This window comes from Sphingomonas sp. 2R-10, assembly GCF_030062225.1.
GTDB lineage: Bacteria > Pseudomonadota > Alphaproteobacteria > Sphingomonadales > Sphingomonadaceae > Sphingomonas.
Genome location: NZ_JASCXF010000028.1, coordinates 40,272 through 60,998 on the forward strand (window position 1 = coordinate 40,272; position 20,727 = coordinate 60,998).

The 20,727-nt window shown below is 67.4% G+C and carries 18 protein-coding genes and 1 pseudogene; 15 read left to right on the top strand and 4 right to left on the bottom strand.

Annotated features, from left to right (window positions below):
- Position 1: 1 nt before the first annotated feature.
- Entirely contained in the window at positions 2 to 1,555 is a 1,554-nt protein-coding gene (locus QLH51_RS13725) for an MDR family MFS transporter (RefSeq protein ID WP_125660222.1), read from the top strand.
- On the top strand, positions 1,555 to 3,018 hold the full coding sequence (locus QLH51_RS13730) for an efflux transporter outer membrane subunit (RefSeq protein WP_125660219.1): 1,464 nt from the start codon (positions 1,555 to 1,557) through the stop codon (positions 3,016 to 3,018). Before QLH51_RS13725 ends, QLH51_RS13730 begins: the two co-directional genes overlap by 1 nt.
- Here the strand turns inward: QLH51_RS13730 and QLH51_RS13735 are convergent.
- Positions 2,960 to 3,541: a TetR/AcrR family transcriptional regulator gene (locus tag QLH51_RS13735; protein ID WP_125660216.1), complete on the bottom strand. Its 582-nt coding sequence runs from the start codon at positions 3,539 to 3,541 to the stop codon at positions 2,960 to 2,962. The genes QLH51_RS13730 and QLH51_RS13735 overlap by 59 nt on opposite strands.
- Positions 3,542 to 3,819: 278 nt before the next feature.
- On the opposite strand from QLH51_RS13735, the gene QLH51_RS13740 reads away from it, so the two are divergent.
- The 4 genes from QLH51_RS13740 to QLH51_RS13755 all read left to right on the top strand — a co-directional run bounded on the left by QLH51_RS13740 (position 3,820) and on the right by QLH51_RS13755 (position 7,833).
- Positions 3,820 to 5,211 (top strand): MATE family efflux transporter, encoded by a 1,392-nt coding sequence (locus tag QLH51_RS13740; RefSeq protein WP_125660213.1) that lies wholly within the window; start codon positions 3,820 to 3,822, stop codon positions 5,209 to 5,211.
- 134 nt (positions 5,212 to 5,345) lie between these two features.
- Complete coding sequence (gene groES / locus QLH51_RS13745; RefSeq protein WP_055761206.1) at positions 5,346 to 5,633, top strand: co-chaperone GroES; 288 nt, start codon at positions 5,346 to 5,348, stop codon at positions 5,631 to 5,633.
- Between the two features lie 79 nt (positions 5,634 to 5,712).
- A complete protein-coding gene (gene groL / locus QLH51_RS13750) occupies positions 5,713 to 7,356 on the top strand; it encodes a chaperonin GroEL (RefSeq protein ID WP_125660210.1) in 1,644 nt (547 codons plus the stop codon).
- A gap of 249 nt (positions 7,357 to 7,605) precedes the next feature.
- Positions 7,606 to 7,833 carry a hypothetical protein gene (locus tag QLH51_RS13755; protein ID WP_125660207.1) on the top strand — a complete coding sequence of 76 codons (228 nt, stop codon included), beginning with the start codon at positions 7,606 to 7,608 and terminating at the stop codon, positions 7,831 to 7,833.
- Positions 7,834 to 7,838: 5 nt separating this feature from the next.
- Here the strand turns inward: QLH51_RS13755 and QLH51_RS13760 are convergent, their stop codons facing one another.
- On the bottom strand, positions 7,839 to 8,249 hold the full coding sequence (locus QLH51_RS13760) for a DUF2147 domain-containing protein (RefSeq protein WP_125660204.1): 411 nt from the start codon (positions 8,247 to 8,249) through the stop codon (positions 7,839 to 7,841).
- A complete protein-coding gene (locus QLH51_RS13765; protein WP_125660201.1) occupies positions 8,246 to 8,527 on the bottom strand; it encodes an ETC complex I subunit in 282 nt (93 codons plus the stop codon). Before QLH51_RS13765 ends, QLH51_RS13760 begins: the two co-directional genes overlap by 4 nt.
- Before the next feature lie 301 nt (positions 8,528 to 8,828).
- Here QLH51_RS13765 and mdh point away from each other — a divergent pair, with 301 nt between their 5' ends.
- From mdh to QLH51_RS13810, 9 genes are all read left to right on the top strand, one after another.
- Complete coding sequence (mdh, locus tag QLH51_RS13770; RefSeq protein ID WP_125660198.1) at positions 8,829 to 9,791, top strand: malate dehydrogenase; 963 nt, start codon at positions 8,829 to 8,831, stop codon at positions 9,789 to 9,791.
- Positions 9,792 to 9,893: 102 nt separating this feature from the next.
- Positions 9,894 to 10,181, top strand: coding sequence for a GIY-YIG nuclease family protein (locus QLH51_RS13775; protein ID WP_125660195.1), 288 nt, complete (start codon positions 9,894 to 9,896; stop codon positions 10,179 to 10,181).
- A gap of 38 nt (positions 10,182 to 10,219) precedes the next feature.
- Complete coding sequence (sucD, locus tag QLH51_RS13780; protein WP_125660192.1) at positions 10,220 to 11,104, top strand: succinate--CoA ligase subunit alpha; 885 nt, start codon at positions 10,220 to 10,222, stop codon at positions 11,102 to 11,104.
- Between the two features lie 76 nt (positions 11,105 to 11,180).
- Positions 11,181 to 14,138: a 2-oxoglutarate dehydrogenase E1 component gene (locus tag QLH51_RS13785; protein WP_125660189.1), complete on the top strand. Its 2,958-nt coding sequence runs from the start codon at positions 11,181 to 11,183 to the stop codon at positions 14,136 to 14,138.
- Positions 14,139 to 14,180: 42 nt separating this feature from the next.
- A complete protein-coding gene (odhB, locus tag QLH51_RS13790; protein ID WP_125660186.1) occupies positions 14,181 to 15,434 on the top strand; it encodes a 2-oxoglutarate dehydrogenase complex dihydrolipoyllysine-residue succinyltransferase in 1,254 nt (417 codons plus the stop codon).
- 23 nt (positions 15,435 to 15,457) lie between these two features.
- Positions 15,458 to 15,949, top strand: a complete 492-nt coding sequence (locus QLH51_RS13795; RefSeq protein ID WP_164516195.1) for a DUF1877 family protein — start codon at positions 15,458 to 15,460, stop codon at positions 15,947 to 15,949.
- A 15-nt stretch (positions 15,950 to 15,964) separates the two neighbouring features.
- Positions 15,965 to 17,365, top strand: a complete 1,401-nt coding sequence (gene lpdA / locus QLH51_RS13800; RefSeq protein ID WP_125660180.1) for a dihydrolipoyl dehydrogenase — start codon at positions 15,965 to 15,967, stop codon at positions 17,363 to 17,365.
- Between the two features lie 281 nt (positions 17,366 to 17,646).
- Entirely contained in the window at positions 17,647 to 19,194 is a 1,548-nt protein-coding gene (locus QLH51_RS13805; RefSeq protein WP_206429166.1) for a CpaF family protein, read from the top strand.
- A 32-nt stretch (positions 19,195 to 19,226) separates the two neighbouring features.
- Positions 19,227 to 20,396 carry an aspartyl protease family protein gene (locus QLH51_RS13810; protein WP_164516194.1) on the top strand — a complete coding sequence of 390 codons (1,170 nt, stop codon included), beginning with the start codon at positions 19,227 to 19,229 and terminating at the stop codon, positions 20,394 to 20,396.
- 214 nt (positions 20,397 to 20,610) lie between these two features.
- On the opposite strand, the pseudogene QLH51_RS13815 reads toward QLH51_RS13810, so the two are convergent.
- Positions 20,611 to 20,727: pseudogene (locus QLH51_RS13815) on the bottom strand (IS5/IS1182 family transposase); the annotation flags it as partial.

Genomic DNA, 20,727 nt, shown 5'->3' on the forward strand with positions numbered 1-20,727 from the left:
GATGGCCAGCGCGGGCGTAACCGCCGCCCCGCCCGAACGCGCCGACCTCGCCGCATGGCTGGCGGTGATCGCCGGCAATCTCGGCGCGCTGATGGCGACGCTCGACATCTCGATCGTCAATTCGGCGCTGCCGACGATCCAGGGCGAGATCGGCGCCAGCGGGACCGAAGGGACGTGGATCGCCACCGCCTATCTGGTCGCGGAGATCGTCATCATCCCGATGGCCGGCTGGTTGCAGCGGATGCTGGGGATGCGCACCTTCCTGCTGGTCGCCGCCGGGCTGTTCACCGTCTTTTCGGTGCTGTGCGGCATCGCCACCACGCTGCCGATGATGATTGTCGGCCGCGTGGGCCAAGGGTTCACCGGCGGCGCGATGATCCCGACCGCGCAGACGATCATCGCCCAGCGCCTGCCGCGCGCGCAGCAGCCGATCGGCATCGCCGTGTTCGGCGTGACCGCGATCCTGGGGCCGGTGCTGGGGCCGCTGGTCGGCGGCTGGCTGACCGAGAATATCAGCTGGCACTATGCCTTCTTCCTCAACATTCCGATCTGCGCGATCCTCATCACGCTGCTGCTGGTCGGGCTGCCACATGAAAAGGCGAAGCTGCACCTGTTCAGACAGGCCGACTGGCTGGGCATCGCCGGCCTCGCGCTCGGACTGGGCGGCCTCACCGTGTTCCTCGAGGACGGGCAGCGCGAACAATGGTTCGATTCCGGACTGATCCGCTGGATGGCGTTCACCAGCGTGATCGGCTTCGTCCTGCTGTTCTGGGGACAGGCGACCGCGCCGCGGCCGATCATCAAGCTGAAGCTGCTGCTCGACCGGCAATTCGGATCGGTCGCGCTGATGGGCATCGTGCTGGGCGTCGTGCTCTACGGCACCAGCTACGCGATCCCGCAGTTCCTCGCGGCGCTGGCCGATTATAACGCGTTGCAGGCGGGCAAGGTCGTGCTGCTGTCGGGCATCCCCAGCCTCCTCATGATGACGCTGGTCCCGATCCTGTTGAAGCGCATCGACATCCGCATCGCGGTGGCGTCGGGGCTCCTCATCATGGGCGTGTCGGCGCTGCTCGACGCGAACCTGACCGCGCAGTCGTCCGGTCCCGACTTCACCGTGTCGCAGCTGCTGCGCGGCGTGGGGCAGATCCTCGCGATGCTGTTCCTCAGCCAGGCCTGCGTCCGCTCGGTCCCGCCCGAGGATGCCGGCGACGCGTCGGGGCTGTTCAACGCCTTCCGCAATCTGGGCGGCAGCTTCGCGCTGGCGGGCATCTCGATCCTGCAGGACCAGCGGATGTACTTCCATTCGCGCCGGATGGAGGAAAGCCTGAACGCGAACAGCGAGGCGGTGCAGAGCTACGTCGCACAGCTCGGCCGCGCGGCCGGCGACCCGTCGGCGGGGCTGCGCCTGCTGTCGCAGCAGATCGCGGCGGAAGCGCTGACGATGACCTACAACGACATCTTCTGGATCATGGGGCTGGGCGCCTTCGCCGTCCTCCCACTCGTCTTCTTCCTCCGGCCCCTGCCCAAGGGGGTCGAACCGGCCACGGTGCATTGATGACCCGAACGCTTTCCCTGTCCGCCGTGCTGCTGCTCGGCGCCTGCACCGTCGGCCCGGACTATGCCGGCCCGCCCGCCACCGCGACCGACGCGGTGACGCGCGGCAATTTCGTGCGCGCGACCGACGCCGCCTTCACCCCCGCCCCCGGTCTCGCCCGCTGGTGGGGAGGGCTGAACGACCCGCTGCTCACCCGCCTCGTCGACGATGCGCTGGCGCATAGCCGGACCATCGATCAGGCCGTCGCCCGCGTCCGCGAGGCGCAGGCCCGGCTGTCGCAGCAGCGCGCCTCGCTGAAACCTGGCGCCAGCGCCAACGGCACGGTGCTCGCCGCCGAACTGCCCCCGATCCAGCCGGGCAGCGACGCCACCAGCGTGCAGTTCTACAATCTCGGCCTCAACGCCAGCTGGGAACCCGACCTGTTCGGCGGCGGCCGGCGCGCGACCGAACAGGCGCGCGCCACCGGCGACGCCCGCATCGCCGACCTGGCGGACGTACAGGTGTCGCTGTCGGCCGGCGTCGCGCAGGCCTATGTCGGCTTGCGTGACGTTCAGGCGCGCATCGCCCTGAGCACCGCGACCACCCGCCTGCAGCAGCAGCAGCTGGCGCTCACCCGCCAGCGCCTCGCCGCCGGCACCGCATCGCAACTGTCGATCGAACGGCTCCAGACCCAGCTGGAAAACACCCGAGCACAGGCGATCCCGCTCGCCGCGCAGCGCGACGAATATCTGGGCCAGCTGGCGGTGCTGACCGGCCGCACCCCCGGCGCGCTCGACGCGACGCTCAGCGCCGTCGCCCCCGTGCCGCTGCCGCCTGCACAGGTCGCGGTCGGCGATCCCGCATCGCTGATCGCCCGCCGCCCCGACATCCGCGCCGCCGAGCGCCAGCTCGCCGCCGGCACCGCCGCGATCGGCGTGGCGAAGGCGCGCGAGCTGCCCGGCATCCGCTTCCTCGGGCTGCTCGGCCTCGGCGGCACCTCGCCCGGCGCGGTCTTCGACCTCGGCAACCTGACCGCGCTCGCCGCGCCCTCGCTCAGCTGGTCGTTCCTCGACTTCGGCAAGAACCGCGCCGCCACCCGCGTCAGTGAGGCGCAGCGCGATCAGGCCGACGCCGCCTATCGCAAGGCGGTGCTCGACGCGTTGCAGGATGCCGAGACCGCGCTGTCGCGCTTCGCCAACACCCGCACCCAGCTGGGCCAACTGGTGCAGGCGGAGGCGACCGCCGCCCGTGCCGCGGCGCTCAACCGCCAGCGGGTGGCGGCAGGCACCACCACGCTGATCGACCAGCTCGACGTCGAACGGCAGCAGCTTTCGGCGACCAGCGCGGTGGTACAGGCGCGCGCGCAGCTGACGCAGAGCTATATCGCGGTGAACAAGGCGCTGGGGCTGGGCTGGACCGCCCCGGTCAGCGCGGACGCAGGCCCTTCAGCAGTAGCCGCAACGCCGCCTCGATCTTCGCGCTGACCTCGTCCTCGTCCATGAACGGCAGCACCAGACTGCCGGCCATGCGCACCGACAACACCAGATCGCGCGACGTCACCTCGTCGCTCACCTCGCCGCGCAGTTGCGCCGCGTGCAGGACCGGCGCGAAGACCGTCTCCAACCGCATCGCCAGTTGCTGGAACGCCGCCCGGTTCGCATCGTCGAGATGCAGGTCGGCCGCGATCCGCGCGAACAGCGACAGCGCCCCGGTCCCGGCGCGCACCGTCGTCGCCAGCGTCGTCCCGATCGGTGCCGCGGGGTCGAGCATCGCTTCCAGCCGGTCGACCGCGCTGGAAAAGATCGCCAGCGCCAGCGCCTCGCGATCCTCGAAATTGCGGTACAGCGTCGCCCGCCCCACCCCGGCGGCGGCGGCGATCGCCTCCAGCGGCACGCCATAGCCCTGTTCGGCGAAACGGGCGGCGGCAGCGGTAATCAGCGCCTCGCGCCGCCGGGCGGCATCGCGGCGCGGCGCGCGGGTCGGCCGGGGCGCGGCGGGTTCGGTCATCGCCGTGTCCTACCGGCAAATATGTGCGGCGTCATGGGTAGGGAAGCAGGCGCGGCAAAAAGCCGCCGTAAACAAAGCAGAACCGTTCGTGCTGAGTAGGGATTGAGCGAAGTCGAAAGCCCGTATCGAAGCACCTTCGACGGTCCTTCGATACGCCGCTTCGACAAGCTCAGCGGCTACTCAGGACGAACGGTGATAGTTGAAGGCCCAATCCTGCCCGCTATGTCCCACGCCCCGAAACTGGCGCCCCCGCCGCCAACCGACTACACGCCCTGCCCATGACCAACGCCGCCGCCCCTGCCGCGCCCGCGACCGCCCGTGCCGAACTGGCCGCGACGCTGCGGCTCGCCGCGCCGCTGGTCGGCGCGAACCTGTTGCAGATGGCGGTCTATGCGGTCGACGTGGTGTTCGTCGCGCGGCTGGGGGAGGTCGAACTCGCCGCCGCGACGCTGGGCGTCTATGTCTATGGCGTCATCCTGTTCGCCCTGTCGGGGCTGGTGGGGGCCGCCGCGCCGATCATCGCCGCCGAACTCGGCCAGCGCCGCCATGCCGTGCGTGAAGTGCGGCGCTCGTTCCGCATGGCGGCGTGGATCGCGGTGCTGGGCAGCGTCCCGTTCATGGCGCTGATGGCGCATGGGCAAGGCCTGTTGCTGCTCGCCGGACAGGATGCCCGCGTCGCCGCGCGCACCGATGCGTTCCTCGACATCCTGCTGTGGGCGCTGATCCCTGCGGTGACCGGCACGGTGATGCGGATCACCGCCTCGGCGCTCGGCCGGCCCGGCTGGGCGATGGCGATCACCGCCATGGGCCTCGGTGTCTCGGTCTTCGTCAACTGGCTGCTGGTGTTCGGCAATCTGGGCGCGCCGGCCCTGGGACTGGAGGGGTCGGCGATCACCAGCCTCACCACCGCCACCGCGATGATGCTCGCCTATGCCGCGGTGCTGGTGGTCGACCGGCGGCTGCGGCGCTTCCGCCTGTTCGGCAACTGGTGGCGCGGCGAATGGTCGCGCCTGCGCCAGATCGTCGTGCTGGGCCTGCCGATCGCGGCGACGATGACGTTCGAAGGCGCGCTGTTCTCCGCCGCCGGTTTCCTGATGGGGCGGATCGGCGTGACCGAGGTTGCGGCGCACGCCATCGCGCTTCAGATCGCCGCCTTCCTGTTCCAGGTGCCGTTCGGCATCGCACAGGCGGCGACGATCCGCGTCGGCCTCGCCTATGGCGCGCGTGACCGGCTGTGGATCGCGCGGGCGGGCTGGTCGGCGCTGGCGGTCGGCACCGGCTTCATGGGGTTCACCGCGCTGCTGCTGTGGCTGTTCCCGCGCGCGTTCCTGTCGGTCTATGTCGATGTCGACGCGCCGGCCAACGCCGCGATGATCGCGCTGGCGCTGCAATATCTCGCCATCGCCGCGATCTTCCAGCTGGCCGACGGTGCGCAGGCGGTGGCGGCGGGCGTGCTGCGCGGCGTGCAGGATACCCGCGTGCCGATGGTGATCGCGCTGGTCGGCTATTGGGCGGTCGGCTTCACCATCTCGGTGGCGCTGGGCTTCTGGACGCCGCTGGCCGGAATCGGGGTCTGGATCGGGCTCGCGCTCGGGTTGCTGGTCGTGGCGCTGCTGCTGGTCGACCGCTGGCGGCGGCGCGAGAAACTCGGGCTGGTTCGGCCTGTCTGACGACGGCCACGTATCACCCGCAAAATTGTTCCGGTCCCGCTTGACGGTCCGTGCACGGCTCCACATATCCGGGGCGCTGGCACTCCCGATCGGTGAGTGCCAAGACCTGTTCAACATACTAAAGGGAACCGCGCATGAACTTCCGTCCGCTGCACGACCGCGTGCTCGTCCGCCGCGTCGAGGCCGAGGAAAAGACGCTCGGCGGGATCATCATCCCCGACACCGCCAAGGAAAAGCCGCAGGAAGGCGAAGTCGTCGCCGCCGGCACCGGCGCCCGCACCGAAGCCGGTACGATCACGCCGCTCGACGTCAAGGCCGGCGACCGCATCCTGTTCGGCAAATGGTCGGGCACCGAGGTGAAGGTGAACGGCGAAGACCTGCTCATCATGAAGGAATCGGACATCCTCGGCATCGTTGGCTGAGCGACCGGTTCTGATCCGGTCACACTTGCGTGACGAGTGTGACTTTTGTGACTTTTGACATTTGGAAAGGGTAGCCACCATGGCAGCCAAGGACGTAAAATTCGGTCGTGACGCCCGCGAACGCATCCTGCGCGGCGTCGACATCCTCGCCGACGCGGTGAAGGTGACGCTCGGGCCGAAGGGCCGCAACGTCGTCATCGACAAGTCGTTCGGCGCGCCCCGCATCACCAAGGACGGTGTGTCGGTCGCCAAGGAAATCGAACTGAAGGACAAGTTCGAGAACATGGGCGCGCAGATGGTGCGCGAAGTGGCCTCGAAGACCAACGACATCGCGGGCGACGGCACCACCACCGCCACTGTGCTGGCACAGGCGATCGTGCGCGAAGGCATGAAGTCGGTCGCCGCCGGCATGAACCCGATGGACCTGAAGCGCGGCATCGACATCGCCGTCATCAAGGTCGTCGAGGACGTGAAGTCGCGCTCGAAGCCCGTTTCGGGTTCGGCCGAAGTCGCGCAGGTCGGCATCATCTCGGCCAATGGCGACGTGGAAGTCGGTGAGAAGATCGCCGAAGCCATGGAAAAGGTCGGCAAGGAAGGCGTCATCACGGTCGAAGAGGCCAAGGGTCTCGAATTCGAGCTGGACGTCGTCGAAGGCATGCAGTTCGACCGCGGCTACCTGTCGCCCTACTTCATCACCAACCCGGAAAAGATGCAGGTCGAACTCAGCGACCCGTACATCCTGATCCACGAGAAGAAGCTGTCGTCGCTGCAGGCGATGCTGCCGATCCTCGAAGCGGTGGTGCAGTCGGGCCGTCCGCTGCTCATCATCGCCGAGGACATCGAAGGCGAGGCGCTCGCCACGCTGGTGGTCAACAAGCTGCGCGGCGGCCTGAAGGTCGCAGCGGTCAAGGCACCGGGCTTCGGCGATCGTCGCAAGGCGATGCTGGAAGACATCGCGATCCTGACCAAGGGCGAGGTGATCTCGGAAGACCTCGGCATCAAGCTCGAGACCGTGACGCTGGGCATGCTCGGCACCGCCAAGCGCGTGACGATCGACAAGGACAACACGATCCTCGTCGATGGTGCCGGCGAAGCCGATGCGATCAAGGGCCGCACCGACGCGATCCGTCAGCAGATCGAAGTCACCTCGTCGGACTATGACCGTGAAAAGCTGCAGGAGCGTCTGGCGAAGCTCGCCGGTGGCGTCGCGGTCATCAAGGTCGGCGGTGCGACCGAGGTCGAGGTCAAGGAGCGCAAGGACCGCGTCGACGACGCGCTGCACGCGACCCGCGCAGCCGTCGAGGAAGGCATCGTTCCCGGCGGCGGCACGGCGCTGCTGTACGCGACCAAGGCGCTCGACGGCGTCACCGGCGCGAACGACGACCAGACGCGCGGCGTCGACATCGTCCGCAAGTCGCTGACCGCGCTGGTGCGTCAGATCGCACAGAACGCCGGCCATGACGGTGCGGTCGTCTCGGGCAAGCTGCTCGACCAGAACGACACCTCGTTCGGCTTCAACGCCGCGACCGACGTGTACGAGAACCTGGTCGCCGCCGGCGTGATCGACCCGACCAAGGTCGTCCGCACCGCGCTGCAGAACGCGGCCTCGGTCGCCGGCCTGCTCATCACCACCGAAGCGACCGTTTCGGAACTGCCCGACGACAAGGGCCCGGCAATGCCGGCCGGCGGCGGCATGGGCGGCATGGGCGGCATGGACTTCTGATTTTCGACCGGGGCAGGGAAACCTGCCCCGGACAGAAAATCGGAACGGCCGGCGCCCCGTGCGGGGCGACCGACGGGCGGCGGCTTTGCCGTCGCCGGTTCCAGACGACAAGAAGGCCGGGAAGGGACACCCCTTCCCGGCCTTTTTTGTGCGCATCACGGATTCGGGAAACCGGATGACTACTGGATCGGGTGCCGATATGGTCGGCCCATGCGGAGCGGCCCGACCTCGTCCATGCCCCGTCGTTACATGACGCAGATCATGGTCGTCGCGCCGTTGATGGCCATGACCACATACGTCGTGGTGTCATCGGGCCTGCGACCAGGCAGCTGGAACGCCGGATGGATGTTCGGCCCTCCGATCGTGATCGGCCTGTCGCTCAATCGTTCTTACGCACGACTCGCCATGACCGGCATTCTCCCGCTGACCGCCTGTATCGTCATTTCGATCACGGGTATTGCGATGGGCGGGATCTGAACGGCCTACCCTGCCGGCTTCCACACCTGCGTCTGGCAGAAGACCGCGATACACCCCTGCACCTTCAGCGACCCGTCGGCGTTCTTGCTGACGATCGACTTGTAGCTCTTGCCGTTGCGCGGGTCGTAGATGCGCCCGCGCCAGTCGCTGCCGGCGTCGGCGAAGTTCGACAGGATCGGCATGCCCAGCACCGGGCGATTGCGCAGCGCGGGGTCGGTGTTGTTGACGTCGGTCGTCGGTGCGCCCGGCTTGGCCTTAACGATGCGGACCAGCTTGCCGCACACGCTGTTGCCGCAGCGCCCGACCTCGATGACGCCCGCGCCGTCCTCGGTCAGGTAGCGCCCGGCGATCGGTGTTGCGGCCGACGCCGGCACCGCGCCCAGCAACGCCGCGATGGTGAGCAGCGGGCGGATCATTTGAAATTGTCCGCATAGGCCTGCAGCTTCAACTTGCGTTCCGGCGCGGGCACGACGTGAAACGCGATCCCTTCGCGCGCGGCATAGTCGGTCGCGGCGTCGAGAGACGGGAATTTCAGTTTCACCTGTTCCCGCGTGTCGCCCGATCCGGCCCACCCGGTCAGCGGATCGGCCTGTTTGGGCTCGGCCGGTTCGAACTCGAGCATCCAGGTGTGCGTCTTGGCACGACCCGACTGCATCGCGTTCTTGGGAATCTGGTAGATACGGGCATTGGGCATGGACGAAACCTTGTGAGCGGTCGTTGTTCCTTCCTGCATAGCAAAGCCTGCGCGGCGTGCCAGCAGAGTCGCACCGCCGCCGCACGAGAATCGTGATCGGGACGCGGATCGGCGCAGAAGTTGGCGAAGGTTCCGCGCGAATGGCATCATCCCGCGACCATTTCCGCCAATCGCGACCGCTATTGCTTTTGCGATCCAGTATCATTAATGGATGTTTGAGGGTTGTCTCCCATGCGAAAACGCCGTAAAGGCCGGCCCGTCGCGGCAGGACCGCGTCCGACTTGCTACGGAGAGAGACGTCTTGGCTCGCAAGAAGATCGCGCTGATCGGCGCTGGTAACATCGGCGGGACCCTCGCCCACCTCGCCGCCCTCAAGGGGTTGGGCGACATCGTCCTGTTCGACGTCGTCGACGGCGTACCGCAGGGCAAGGCGCTGGACCTGTCGCAGTGCGGCCCGGTCGAAGGGTTCGACGCGACGATCACCGGCACCAACGACTATGCCGACATCGCGGGCGCGGACGTCATCATCGTCACCGCCGGTGTCGCGCGCAAGCCCGGCATGAGCCGCGACGACCTGCTCGGCATCAACCTGAAGGTGATGAAGGCCGTCGGCGAGGGCATCAGGAACAACGCCCCCGACGCGTTCGTCATCTGCATCACCAACCCGCTCGACGCGATGGTGTGGGCGCTGCGCGAATTCAGCGGCCTGCCGCACAACATGGTCGTCGGCATGGCCGGCGTGCTCGACAGCGCGCGCTTCAGCCACTTCCTCGCGGACGAATTCAAGGTGTCGGTCAAGGACGTCAACAGCTTCGTGCTGGGCGGGCATGGCGACACGATGGTCCCGGTCCTCGAATATTCGACCGTCAGCGGCATCCCGGTCACCGATCTGATCGAGATGGGCATGTCGACCAGGGAGCGCGTCGACGCGATCGTCAAGCGCACCCGCGGCGGCGGCGGCGAAATCGTCGGCCTGCTCAAGACCGGCTCGGCCTTCTACGCGCCCGCCACCAGCGGCATCGCGATGGCCGAAGCCTATCTCTACGACCAGAAGCGGGTTCTGCCCTGCGCCGCCTATCTGTCGGGCGAGTATGGCATCGACGACCTGTATGTCGGCGTGCCCGTGGTGATCGGCGCCGGCGGCGTCGAGAAGATCGTCGAAGTGAAGCTGGGCGACGAAGCCAAGGCGAACCTCACTGTCTCGGTCGATGCGGTGAAGGAACTGCTCGTCGCCTGCAAGGGGATCGACGAGAGCCTCGCATAACTCAAGTGACGTACCCCCGCGCAGGCGGGGGTCCAGGGTAATGGAGCGTGACGTTCCTGGCTCTGGATCCCCGCCTGCGCGGGGATACCAAGGGGCGGCAGGATGAAGGCAGGTTTCGTCTACATCGTTGCCAGCCGCCGTAACGGAACGATCTACACCGGTTCGACCAGCAACCTGATCCAGCGCCTTCATCAGCATCGCCACGGGACGGTTGAGGGATTTACCAGCGAACACAGTTGCACGCTTCTGGTCTGGTATGAATGTCACGACGATCTGCAGGAAGCGCGATTACGCGAACGCCGGATCAAGAAATGGAACCGTGACTGGAAGCTGCGGCTGATCGAAGAATATAATCCCGGCTGGCACGACCTGTTCGGACAGCTGATCTGATTTTCGCTCCGGCAACGGAGCACGCAAGGGAAACGAAGATGAGCATCCTCGTCAACAAGAACACCAAGGTCATCACCCAGGGGATGACCGGCGAAACCGGCAGCTTCCATACCAAGGCGGCGCTGGAGTACGGCACGCAGATGGTCGGCGGCGTGACGCCGGGCAAGGGCGGGACCGAGCATCTCGGCCTCCCGGTCTACAACACCGTCGCCGAAGCCAAGTCGAAGACCGGCGCCGATGCGTCGGTGATCTACGTGCCGCCGCCCTTCGCCGCCGATTCGATCCTCGAGGCGATCGACGCCGAAATCCCGCTGATCGTCGCGATCACCGAAGGCATTCCGGTGCTGGACATGGTCAAGGTCAAGCGCGCGCTGTCGGGTTCGAAGTCGCGGCTGATCGGCCCGAACTGCCCGGGCGTGCTGACGCCGGGCGAGTGCAAGATCGGCATCATGCCGGGTTCGATCTTCAAGCAGGGCAGCGTCGGCGTCGTCTCGCGCTCGGGCACGCTGACCTATGAAGCGGTGTTCCAGACGTCGAACGCCGGCCTCGGCCAAACGACCGCCGTCGGCATCGGTGGCGATCCGGTCAACGGCACGAACTTCATCGACGTGCTCGAACTGTTCCTCGCCGACGACGCCACCCAGTCGATCATCATGATCGGCGAGATCGGCGGCGATGCGGAGGAACAGGCCGCGCAGTTCCTGATCGACGAGGCAAAGCGTGGCCGCAAGAAGCCGATGGCGGGCTTCATCGCCGGCCGCACCGCGCCTCCGGGCCGTCGCATGGGCCATGCCGGCGCGATCGTGTCGGGCGGCAAGGGCGATGCGGAAAGCAAGATCGCGGCGATGGAAGCGGCCGGGATCAAGGTTGCGGCCAGCCCCAGCGAACTGGGTTCGACGCTGCTGCAGGTGCTGAACGGTTGAAGTGACAGGCCCCGTGCGTGACCGCGCACGGGGCATCGCCCGGTTCGACCGGGCACCAAGCGGACAGGAAACGACCATGGGCTACGAAGGCCAGGATTTCGACATCGCCGCCGGCGTCAGCCCGGCATTCGTGGAAACGCTCTATGGTCGCTACCGCGAGGATCCCTCGTCGGTCGATGCCGGCTGGCGCCAGTGGTTCGACGGGCTGGAGGGCGCGACGCAGCACCCCAGCTGGCAGAGCAAGCGCTGGCCGCTGACCGAAACCGACGCGCTGACCGCTGCGCTCGACCCGACGCAGATGGAGCCCGCGCCCAAGCCCGCCAAGGGCGGCAAGCCCGCGGCGGCCGCCCCCGCCGCACCCAAGGTCGATGTGGCGAAGGCCGCCGGTGACGCGATCCGCGCCCAGCTGCTGATCCGCACCTATCGCGTGCGCGGGCACCTTGCCGCCAATCTCGATCCGCTGGGTCTGGCGCGCCGCGAGCTGCCCGAGGACCTGCGCACCGAATATTACGGCTTTTCCGATGCCGAGATCGACACGCCGGTGTATCTGGGCGGTTCGCTCGGCCTCGAATGGGCGAGCGTGCGCGAGATCGTCGACATCCTGCGCGCCAATTACTGCGGCAATGTCGGCCTCGAATACATGCACATCGCGGACGTGGAGGAGCGCAAGTTCCTGCAGGACCGGATGGAAGGCCGCGACAAGGCGATCCAGTTCACCCCCGAAGGCAAGAAGGCGATCCTCGCCAAGGTCATCGAGGCGGAACAGTGGGAGAAGTTCCTCGGCCGCAAGTATGTCGGCACGAAGCGCTTCGGCCTCGACGGCGGTGAATCAATGATCCCCGCACTGGAAGCGGTCATCAAGTACGGCGGCCAGCTGGGCGTGCGCGAGATCGTGTACGGCATGGCGCACCGGGGACGCCTGAACGTGCTGACCAACGTGATGGCCAAGCCGTTCCGCGTGCTGTTCCATGAATTCGCCGGCGGCAGCGCCAACCCCGACGATATCGGCGGCTCGGGCGACGTGAAATATCACCTCGGCACGTCGACCGATCGCAGCTTCGACGACGTGTCGGTGCACATGTCGCTGGTCGCCAACCCCAGCCATCTCGAAGCGGTGAACCCGGTCGTGCTGGGCAAGGTGCGCGCGCAGCAGACCTTCCGCGGCGACATCGAGAAGCACGAGCAGGTGCTGCCGGTGCTCATCCACGGCGACGCAGCGTTCGCGGGCCAGGGGATCGTGTGGGAATGCCTCGGCTTCTCCGGCATCCGCGGCTACAATACCGGCGGCTGCGTCCACTTCATCATCAACAACCAGGTCGGCTTCACCACCAGCCCGCAGTTCGCGCGCTCGTCGCCCTATCCGTCGGACGTGGCGAAGGGCGTGCAGGCGCCGATCTTCCACGTCAACGGCGACGATCCCGAGGCGGTGACCTTCGCCACCAAGATGGCGATCGAGTTCCGCCAGCAGTTCAAGCGCGACATCGTGATCGACATGTGGTGCTATCGCCGCTTCGGCCATAACGAAGGCGACGAGCCGTCCTTCACACAGCCGCTGATGTACGCAAAGATCAAGGGCCATCCCGGCGTCAGCGAAATCTATGGCAAGCGGCTGGCGGAAGAAGGCGTGATCGACGGCGAATTCGTCGCCGCCAAGACCGCCGAGTTCACCCAGTTGCTGGAAGGCGAGTTCGAGAACGCCAAGAGCTACAAGCCCAACCGTGCCGACTGGTTCGCCGGTCGCTGGTCGGGGCTGCACGCGCCGATGGACCCGGAAGGCTCGCGCCGTTCGGTCGATACCGGCATCGAACAGAAGCTGTTCGACTCGCTCGGCCGCACGCTCACGACCGTTCCCGAAGACCTGCAGGTCCACAAGACGCTGACCCGCGTGCTGGATGCCAAGCGCGGCATGTTCACCGGCGGCGAGGGCTTCGACTGGGCGACGGCCGAGGCGCTGGCGTTCGGATCGCTGCTGTCCGAAGGGTTCGGCGTCCGCCTGTCGGGGCAGGATTCGGGTCGCGGCACCTTCTCGCAGCGGCACGCGGTATGGGTCGACCAGAGCGACGAGCACAAGTTCGTGCCGCTCCAGACGATCGAACATGGCAGCTTCGAGGTGCTCGACAGCCCGCTGTCCGAATATGGCGTGCTGGGCTTCGAGTACGGCTATGCGCTGGCCGATCCGAAGGCACTGGTCATCTGGGAAGCGCAGTTCGGCGATTTCGCCAACGGCGCGCAGATCATGATCGATCAGTTCATCGCCGCGGGCGAGGCCAAGTGGCTGCGCGCCAACGGCCTCGTGCTGATGCTGCCGCACGGTTACGAAGGTCAGGGTCCGGAACATAGCTCGGCACGGCTGGAGCGGTTCCTGCAACTGTGCGCTGGCGACAATATGCAGGTCGCCAACGTCACCTCGCCGGCCAACCTGTTCCACCTGTTGCGGCGGCAGATGCACCGCAATTTCCGCAAGCCCCTGATCATCATGACGCCCAAGTCGCTGCTGCGGCACAAGATGGCGGTGTCGAAGACCGAGGACTTCCTGCCGGGCACCCATTTCAAGCGGCTGCTGTCCGATCCGTCGGCCCCGGCGAACGAGGCGACCACCCGGCTGGTACTGTGTTCGGGCAAGGTCGCGTTCGACCTGATCGAGGCACGCGACGCGGCGGGCGACACCGCGACGCAGATCGTGCGCGTGGAACAGATCTATCCGTTCCCGTCGGACGCGCTGGTCGCCCGCCTGCAGAAGCTGCCGAACCTGACCGACGTGGTCTGGGCACAGGAAGAGCCGAAGAACAACGGTTCGTGGTTCCTCGTCGAACCGCTGATCGAGGAGGCGCTGGCCGAGGCCGGTGCGGCGGTGCCGCGTGCCCGCTATGCCGGTCGTTCGGCGGCGGCGTCGCCCGCCACCGGCCTGATGAAGCGTCACCAGGCCGAACAGGGCGCGCTGGTCGCCGATGCGCTCGGCCACAATGTCCGCGACGAAATCCGCCGCACCCGTCAGGCCGAGGGCGAACGCGCCACCGGCAAGGCCGCATCCTAACCGTGTTATTACCCCCGACACGGGGGAGATGAGGAAGATCCGATGGCAACCGAAGTTCTGGTCCCCACGCTGGGCGAATCGATCACCGAAGCGACGCTGGGCGAATGGTTGAAGAAGCCCGGTGAGGCGGTCGCCGCCGACGAACCGATCGCCAGCCTCGAAACCGACAAGGTGTCGGTCGAGGTTCCCTCGCCCGTCGCGGGCGTCATGGGCCAGCACGCCGTGCAGCCCGGCGACACCGTGTCGGTCGGCGCGATGATCGCGACGATCGAATCGGGCGACGGCGCCGCCGCCGCTCCGAAGGCGGAAGCGCCCAAGCAGGACGCCGCGCCGGCACCCGCCGCCGCCCCTGCCCCGGCCGCCGCGCAGCAGGCCCCGGCCGGCGACGCCAATGTCGACGCCGCCGCGCTGTCGCCGTCGGTGCGCCGTGCGATCCTCGAACACGGCGTCGATCCGGCGAAGGTCAAGGGCACCGGCCGCGACGGCCGCATCACCAAGGAAGACGTGGTCGCCGCCGCCGGTGACAAGCCGGCCGCCGCCGCGCCTGCCGCAGCCGCCACCCCCGCCGCGGCACCTGCCGCCGCTGCTGGCCCGACGCGCGGCGAAGAGCGCGTGAAGATGACGCGCCTGCGCCAGACGATCGCCCGCCGCCTGAAGGAAGCGCAGGACACCGCCGCGCTGCTCACCACCTTCAACGACGTCGACATGACGGCAGTGATCGAGGCGCGCGCGAAGTACAAGGACCTGTTCGAGAAGAAGCACGGCGTGCGGCTGGGCTTCATGGGCTTCTTCGTGAAGGCCGCGACGATGGCGCTGAAGGACATCCCGTCGGTCAACGCATCGATCGAGGGCGACGAGATCGTCTATCGCGACTATGCCGACATCTCGGTCGCCGTGTCGGCGCCGGGCGGCCTCGTCGTCCCCGTCATCCGCGACGCCGACAAGCTGTCGGTCGCGGGCGTCGAAAAGACGATCGGCGACTTCGGCAAGCGCGCCAAGGACGGCACGCTCAAGATGGACGAGATGAGGGGCGGCACCTTCACCATCTCGAACGGCGGCGTGTTCGGATCGCTGATGTCGACCCCGATCATCAACCCGCCGCAGTCGGCGGTGCTGGGCCTCCACCGCATCGAGGAACGGCCGGTGGTGCGCGACGGTCAGGTCGTGGTGCGCCCGATGATGTACCTCGCGCTCAGCTACGACCACCGCCTGATCGACGGTCGAGAGGCGGTGACCTTCCTCGTCGCATTGAAGAACGCGATCGAGGATCCGACGCGCCTGCTGATCGACCTGTAAGGGACGGACGACAACCGATGGGCATGGTGATCTATCTGCGTCGGGCCGGCGATGCCGACATCGACCGGCTGGTCGCCGACCCATCGGTGTTCGAGGATTTCCTGTTCGAGGAAGGGGTCGAGGATCTCGACTTCCTAGATCTGGGCGAGGCGTGGCACGCGGTCCATTACCTGCTGACCGGGTCGGCCGACGATGTCGGCCACATGCTGGGCATCATCATCGCCGCGCTGCCCGAACTGGGCGCGGACGAGAATGGCGAGGGCGGGATCGGCCTGATCGCACCACCGCTGATGCAGGCATTCGCCGACGCGCTCGACCGCCTCCACGACGCCACGCTCGCCCGGCGTTTCGATGCCCGTGCGATGGCGAAGGCCGATGTCTATATGGCCGATACCTTCACGGGCGCCGACGCGCTCGATTACGTGATGCAGGGGGTTCCGGCTCTGCGCAATTTTGCGGCAAACTGCCGCCGTACCGGCGACGGCGCGATCCGCGTGATCGCCCACAACGACTAGGACGGGATAGAGACAATGGCTGACTACGACTTCGACGTCCTCGTGATCGGTGCCGGACCCGGCGGCTATGTCGCGGCGATCCGCGCGGCACAGCTTGGGCTTAGGACCGCCTGCGCCGAAGGGCGCGAGACGCTGGGCGGGACCTGCCTGAACGTCGGGTGCATCCCGTCCAAGGCGCTGCTGCATGCCTCCGAGCTGTACGCGGAAGCGACCGGCGGCCACCTCGCCAAGTTCGGCGTCGACATCCAGGGCGCGTCGCTCAACCTCGACCAGATGCATGCCGAAAAGAAGAAGGCGGTCGGCGAGCTGACCGGCGGCATCGAATATCTGTTCAAGAAGAACAAGGTCGAATGGCTCAAGGGCTATGCCGCGTTCGAGAACGACCATAGCGTGAAGGTCGGCGACCGCACCGTCACCGCGCGCGACATCGTGATCGCCACGGGGTCGAGCGTGATGCCGCTGCCCGGCGTCGAGGTCGACAACGACGCGGCGATCATCGTCGATTCGACCGGCGCGCTGGCGCTGCCCAGGGTGCCCGAGCATCTGGTGGTGATCGGCGGCGGGGTGATCGGCCTCGAACTCGGCAGCGTGTGGCGTCGCCTCGGCGCCAAGGTCACCGTGGTCGAATATGCCGACCAGATCCTGCCCGGCTTCGACGGCGAGGTCCGCAAGGAATCGGCCAAGCTGTTCAAGAAGCAGGGCTTCGACCTCAAGACGTCGACCAAGGTCACCGGCGCGAGCGTTGATGGCGGCACCGCGACGCTGACCGTCGAACCGGCGGCGGGCGGCGAGGCGACGACGATCACCGCCGATGCGGTGCTGGTGTCGATCGGCCGCCGCGCGAACACCGAAGGGCTCGCGCTCGACAAGGCCGGGCTGTCGGTCAACCAGCGCGGGCAGGTCGAGATCGACGACGAGTTCCGCACCAGCGTCGACGGCATCTGGGCGATCGGCGACGTGGTGCATGGCCCGATGCTGGCGCACAAGGCCGAGGACGAAGGCGTCGCCGCGGCGGAGTTCATCGCCGGCCAGACCGGCATCGTGAACCACGATGTGATCCCGAGCGTGGTCTACACCATGCCCGAGATCGCGGGCGTCGGCCTGACCGAGGAAGCCGCCAGCGAGAAGGGCGAGATCAAGGTCGGCAAGTTCCCCTTCGCCGCCAACAGCCGCGCCAAGACCAACCGCGACACCGACGGCTTCGTGAAGGTCATTGCGGACGCCAAGACCGACCGCGTGGTCGGCGTGTGGATCGTCTCGTCGCTGGCCGGCACGATGATCGCGCAGGCGGCGCAGGCGATGGAATTCGGCGCGACCAGCGAGGACATCGCCTATACCTGCCACGCGCACCCGACCCATGCCGAGGCGCTCAAGGAAGCGGCGATGGCGGTGCAGGGCAAGCCGATCCACATCTGATCGCACCAGGGAGGGATGGCTTTCCGGCCATCGCTCGTTCCTCGGTCCCGCGAAGGCGGGACCCCATGGACGCCGACGTTCATCCTGACGCGCCACCGCTGTGTGTATGGATTCCCGCCCTCGCGGGAATGACGAACGGCTTCAACGAATGCAGTATCGGAACGGGCGGGGCATGGCCAACCATGTCCCGCCCGTTCCGTGTCCGGCCCCCGACCTTGGTTAGACAATCGTAAACGCTTCTCGCCTAGCCTCCCCGCTACGAATCAATGGGGTGGCGGAACGTGAACGCATTCGGGCGACGCAGCGGGTTGGGCGGATCGGGCGGCGGCAGGCCGTCCTTCGGGGTGGCCCGGCCGATGCAGGGATCGGGGCCCGCGCGTCCCGCCGACCTCGACGCCGCGCAGCAATTCCCCCCGCTGGGACACGCCCCGCTGCCCGGCGGCGAGAGCGAGCCGATGCCTGGCGAACAGCCCGGCGCCCTTCCGCAGGGCATGGGCGACGCGATGCAGCGCCTGGCCGACCGGCAGGCGCTGTCGGGCGAGGCCGGCAACAGCCGCGTCGAGGGCTTCGAAAGCTCGATCCACCGCATCAAGGAACAGGTCCTCCCCCGCCTGCTCGAACGGGTCGATCCCGAAGCCGCCGCGACGCTCAGCAAGGACGAACTGGCCGAGGAATTCCGCCCGATCGTGGGCGAGGTGCTGGCCGAACTGAAACTGACGCTCAACCGGCGCGAACAGTTCGCGCTGGAAAAGGTGCTGGTCGACGAACTGCTGGGCCTCGGCCCGCTCGAGGAATTGCTGGCCGATCCGGCGATCAGCGACATCATGGTCAACGGCCCCGAACAGACGTTCGTCGAACGCAAGGGCAAGCTGGAACTGGCGACGATCCAGTTCCGCGACGAGGAGCATCTGTTCCAGATCGCGCAGCGCATCTGCAACTCGGTCGGCCGCCGCGTCGACCAGACCACGCCTCTGGCCGATGCCCGCCTGAAGGACGGCAGCCGCGTCAACGTGATCGTGCCGCCGCTCAGCCTCAAGGGCACCGCGATCTCGATCCGTAAGTTTTCGGCCAAGCCGATCACCATCGACATGATGGCGGGCTTCGGGTCGATGAGCACCAAGATGGCGACCGCGCTGAAAGTCGCCGGGGCCAGCCGCTTCAACATCGTGATTTCGGGCGGTACCGGTTCGGGCAAGACGACGATGCTCAACGCCCTGTCGAAGATGATCGACCCGGGCGAGCGCGTGCTGACGATCGAGGACGCCGCCGAACTGCGCCTGCAACAGCCGCACTGGCTCCCGCTCGAAACGCGCCCGCCGAACCTCGAGGGGCAGGGCGAGATCACCATCCGCGACCTCGTGAAGAACGCGCTGCGTATGCGCCCGGACCGAATCATCCTCGGCGAAATCCGTGGGTCGGAGTGTTTCGACCTGTTGGCGGCGATGAACACCGGCCATGACGGGTCGATGGCGACGCTCCACTCCAACTCCCCGCGCGAATGCCTCGCGCGGATGGAGAACATGGTGATGATGTCGGACATCAAGGTGCCCAAGGAAGCGATCAGCCGCCAGATCGCCGATTCGGTCGACCTGATCGTGCAGGTGAAGCGCCTGCGCGACGGGTCGCGCCGCGTCACCAACATCACCGAGGTCATCGGCATGGAAGGGCCGGTGATCGTCACGCAGGAACTGTTCAAGTTCGAATATCTGGACGAGAGCGCCGACGGCAAGATCATCGGCGAATATCGCTCGATGGGGATGCGCCCGTACACGCTGGACAAGGCCAAGCAATATGGCTTTGACCAGGCGCTGCTGGAGGCATGCCTGTAGCGCCGCCGCCGGAGCCGCCCTACATCCCGGCGGTGATCGCCCGACTCCTCCTCGCGCTGCTGCTGTTCGCCGCGCCGCCCGCCGCCCCTGCACAGACCCTGTCCGGCGATGCCGAGGCGCGCTGGGTGCCGTTCACGCTGACCGCCGCCAACCATCTGCGCTTCGCGATGACGATCGACGGGGTGAGCGCGCAGGCGCTGCTCGACACCGGGCTGAATTATAGCGCGGTCAGCCGCGCCTTTGCCCGCCGCGCGAAGCTGACGATCGATCCGGACGGCGCGGCGTCGGGCGTGGCGCTGGGCGGCGCGATCCGCGTCGACTGGGCGGCGACGAAGTCGATCGCGTTCGGCGCGCTCAGCCGCAGCGGCGGGCGCGTCGCGGTGATCGAACTGCCGCGACTGCTGGCCAGCGCATCGGGCGATGCCGAGGTCCTGGTCGGGACCGACCTGATCGGCGCCCATGCGCTCGACATCGATTTCGCCAATCGCCGCTTCCGCCTGTTGCCGAGCGGGCGGATGCCCTTTGCCGGTACGAAGGTGCCGATGACCCTCCAGAACGGCAGCGGGCTGTATCTGACCGAGGCGATGCTGGGCAAACACCGCGTCCGTCCGCTGCTGGTCGATACCGGCGACGGCGGCTCGCTCAGCATCGCGCGCAGCCAGTGGCGCGCGGCAGGGATCAAGGGTGCGCGCGTCACCTCGACCATCGCCTTCGGGGCGGGCGGCGTGGTCGATGCCGGGCTGACCGTCACCGACCGGGTGACGCTGGGCGGGCAGCCGACCGGGCCGATCGAACTGCGGATCGAGGGCGATGGCGGTTTCACCCGACAGGTGCGGGTCGCCGGGCGGGTCGGCACGGGACTGTTGCTGCGCTACCGCGTGCTGCTCGATCCCGTGGCCGGGCAGATGGTGGTCGCCCCCAACCCGCAGGCCCCGCCCCCGCCGCTCAAATCGACCAGCGGGCTGCTGCTCGGCTACGACCGTGCCCGGTTGCGCGTGCTGCACGTCATGGCGGGCGGACCGGCGGCGAAGGCCGGGTGGAAGGCGAACGAGCTGATCTGTACCGTCGACGGCCAGCCGGTCGCGCTGACGGCGGAGGGGACGATCGACGTGCGGTGGGGCACCGATGCGCCGGGACGCGTGGTCCGGCTGACGCTGTGCGACGGGGCGGAGCGGTCGCTGACGCTGGCGAATTTCTACTGAGGGCATTTCGTTCGAACCATCGACATGGACGTCGCCCCGGCGCAGGCCGGAGTGGTGTCTGGAGGCTCTACCCGATGGTATACCGTTCCAGAGCTTGATCCACTTATATTGAAACGGGCGTCATCCCGGCGAAGGCTGGGATCTCCCGATAATAGCGTGCAGCAGGAGCCGATGGAGACCCCAGCCTTCGCTGGGGTGACGGTTCTAGAGGCTGTTATGAACCATCAGCGAGTGCAGCGGCCTGTTTCATCATGAGGCAGGCGAAGGCGACGATGTGAAGTCCTGCGAGTGTTTCGGCGTAACGTTCGTAGTCTTTGACGAGGCGTCGGAA

Coding starts and splice junctions, on each gene's coding strand:
- QLH51_RS13725 (WP_125660222.1), top strand. CDS start 2: ATGGCCAGCGCGGGCGTAACCGCCGCCCCGCCCGAACGCGCCGACCTC.
- QLH51_RS13730 (WP_125660219.1), top strand. CDS start 1,555: ATGACCCGAACGCTTTCCCTGTCCGCCGTGCTGCTGCTCGGCGCCTGC.
- QLH51_RS13735 (WP_125660216.1), bottom strand. CDS start 3,541: ATGACCGAACCCGCCGCGCCCCGGCCGACCCGCGCGCCGCGCCGCGAT.
- QLH51_RS13740 (WP_125660213.1), top strand. CDS start 3,820: ATGACCAACGCCGCCGCCCCTGCCGCGCCCGCGACCGCCCGTGCCGAA.
- groES (WP_055761206.1), top strand. CDS start 5,346: ATGAACTTCCGTCCGCTGCACGACCGCGTGCTCGTCCGCCGCGTCGAG.
- groL (WP_125660210.1), top strand. CDS start 5,713: ATGGCAGCCAAGGACGTAAAATTCGGTCGTGACGCCCGCGAACGCATC.
- QLH51_RS13755 (WP_125660207.1), top strand. CDS start 7,606: ATGACGCAGATCATGGTCGTCGCGCCGTTGATGGCCATGACCACATAC.
- QLH51_RS13760 (WP_125660204.1), bottom strand. CDS start 8,249: ATGATCCGCCCGCTGCTCACCATCGCGGCGTTGCTGGGCGCGGTGCCG.
- QLH51_RS13765 (WP_125660201.1), bottom strand. CDS start 8,527: ATGCCCAATGCCCGTATCTACCAGATTCCCAAGAACGCGATGCAGTCG.
- QLH51_RS13775 (WP_125660195.1), top strand. CDS start 9,894: ATGAAGGCAGGTTTCGTCTACATCGTTGCCAGCCGCCGTAACGGAACG.
- sucD (WP_125660192.1), top strand. CDS start 10,220: ATGAGCATCCTCGTCAACAAGAACACCAAGGTCATCACCCAGGGGATG.
- QLH51_RS13785 (WP_125660189.1), top strand. CDS start 11,181: ATGGGCTACGAAGGCCAGGATTTCGACATCGCCGCCGGCGTCAGCCCG.
- odhB (WP_125660186.1), top strand. CDS start 14,181: ATGGCAACCGAAGTTCTGGTCCCCACGCTGGGCGAATCGATCACCGAA.
- QLH51_RS13795 (WP_164516195.1), top strand. CDS start 15,458: ATGGTGATCTATCTGCGTCGGGCCGGCGATGCCGACATCGACCGGCTG.
- lpdA (WP_125660180.1), top strand. CDS start 15,965: ATGGCTGACTACGACTTCGACGTCCTCGTGATCGGTGCCGGACCCGGC.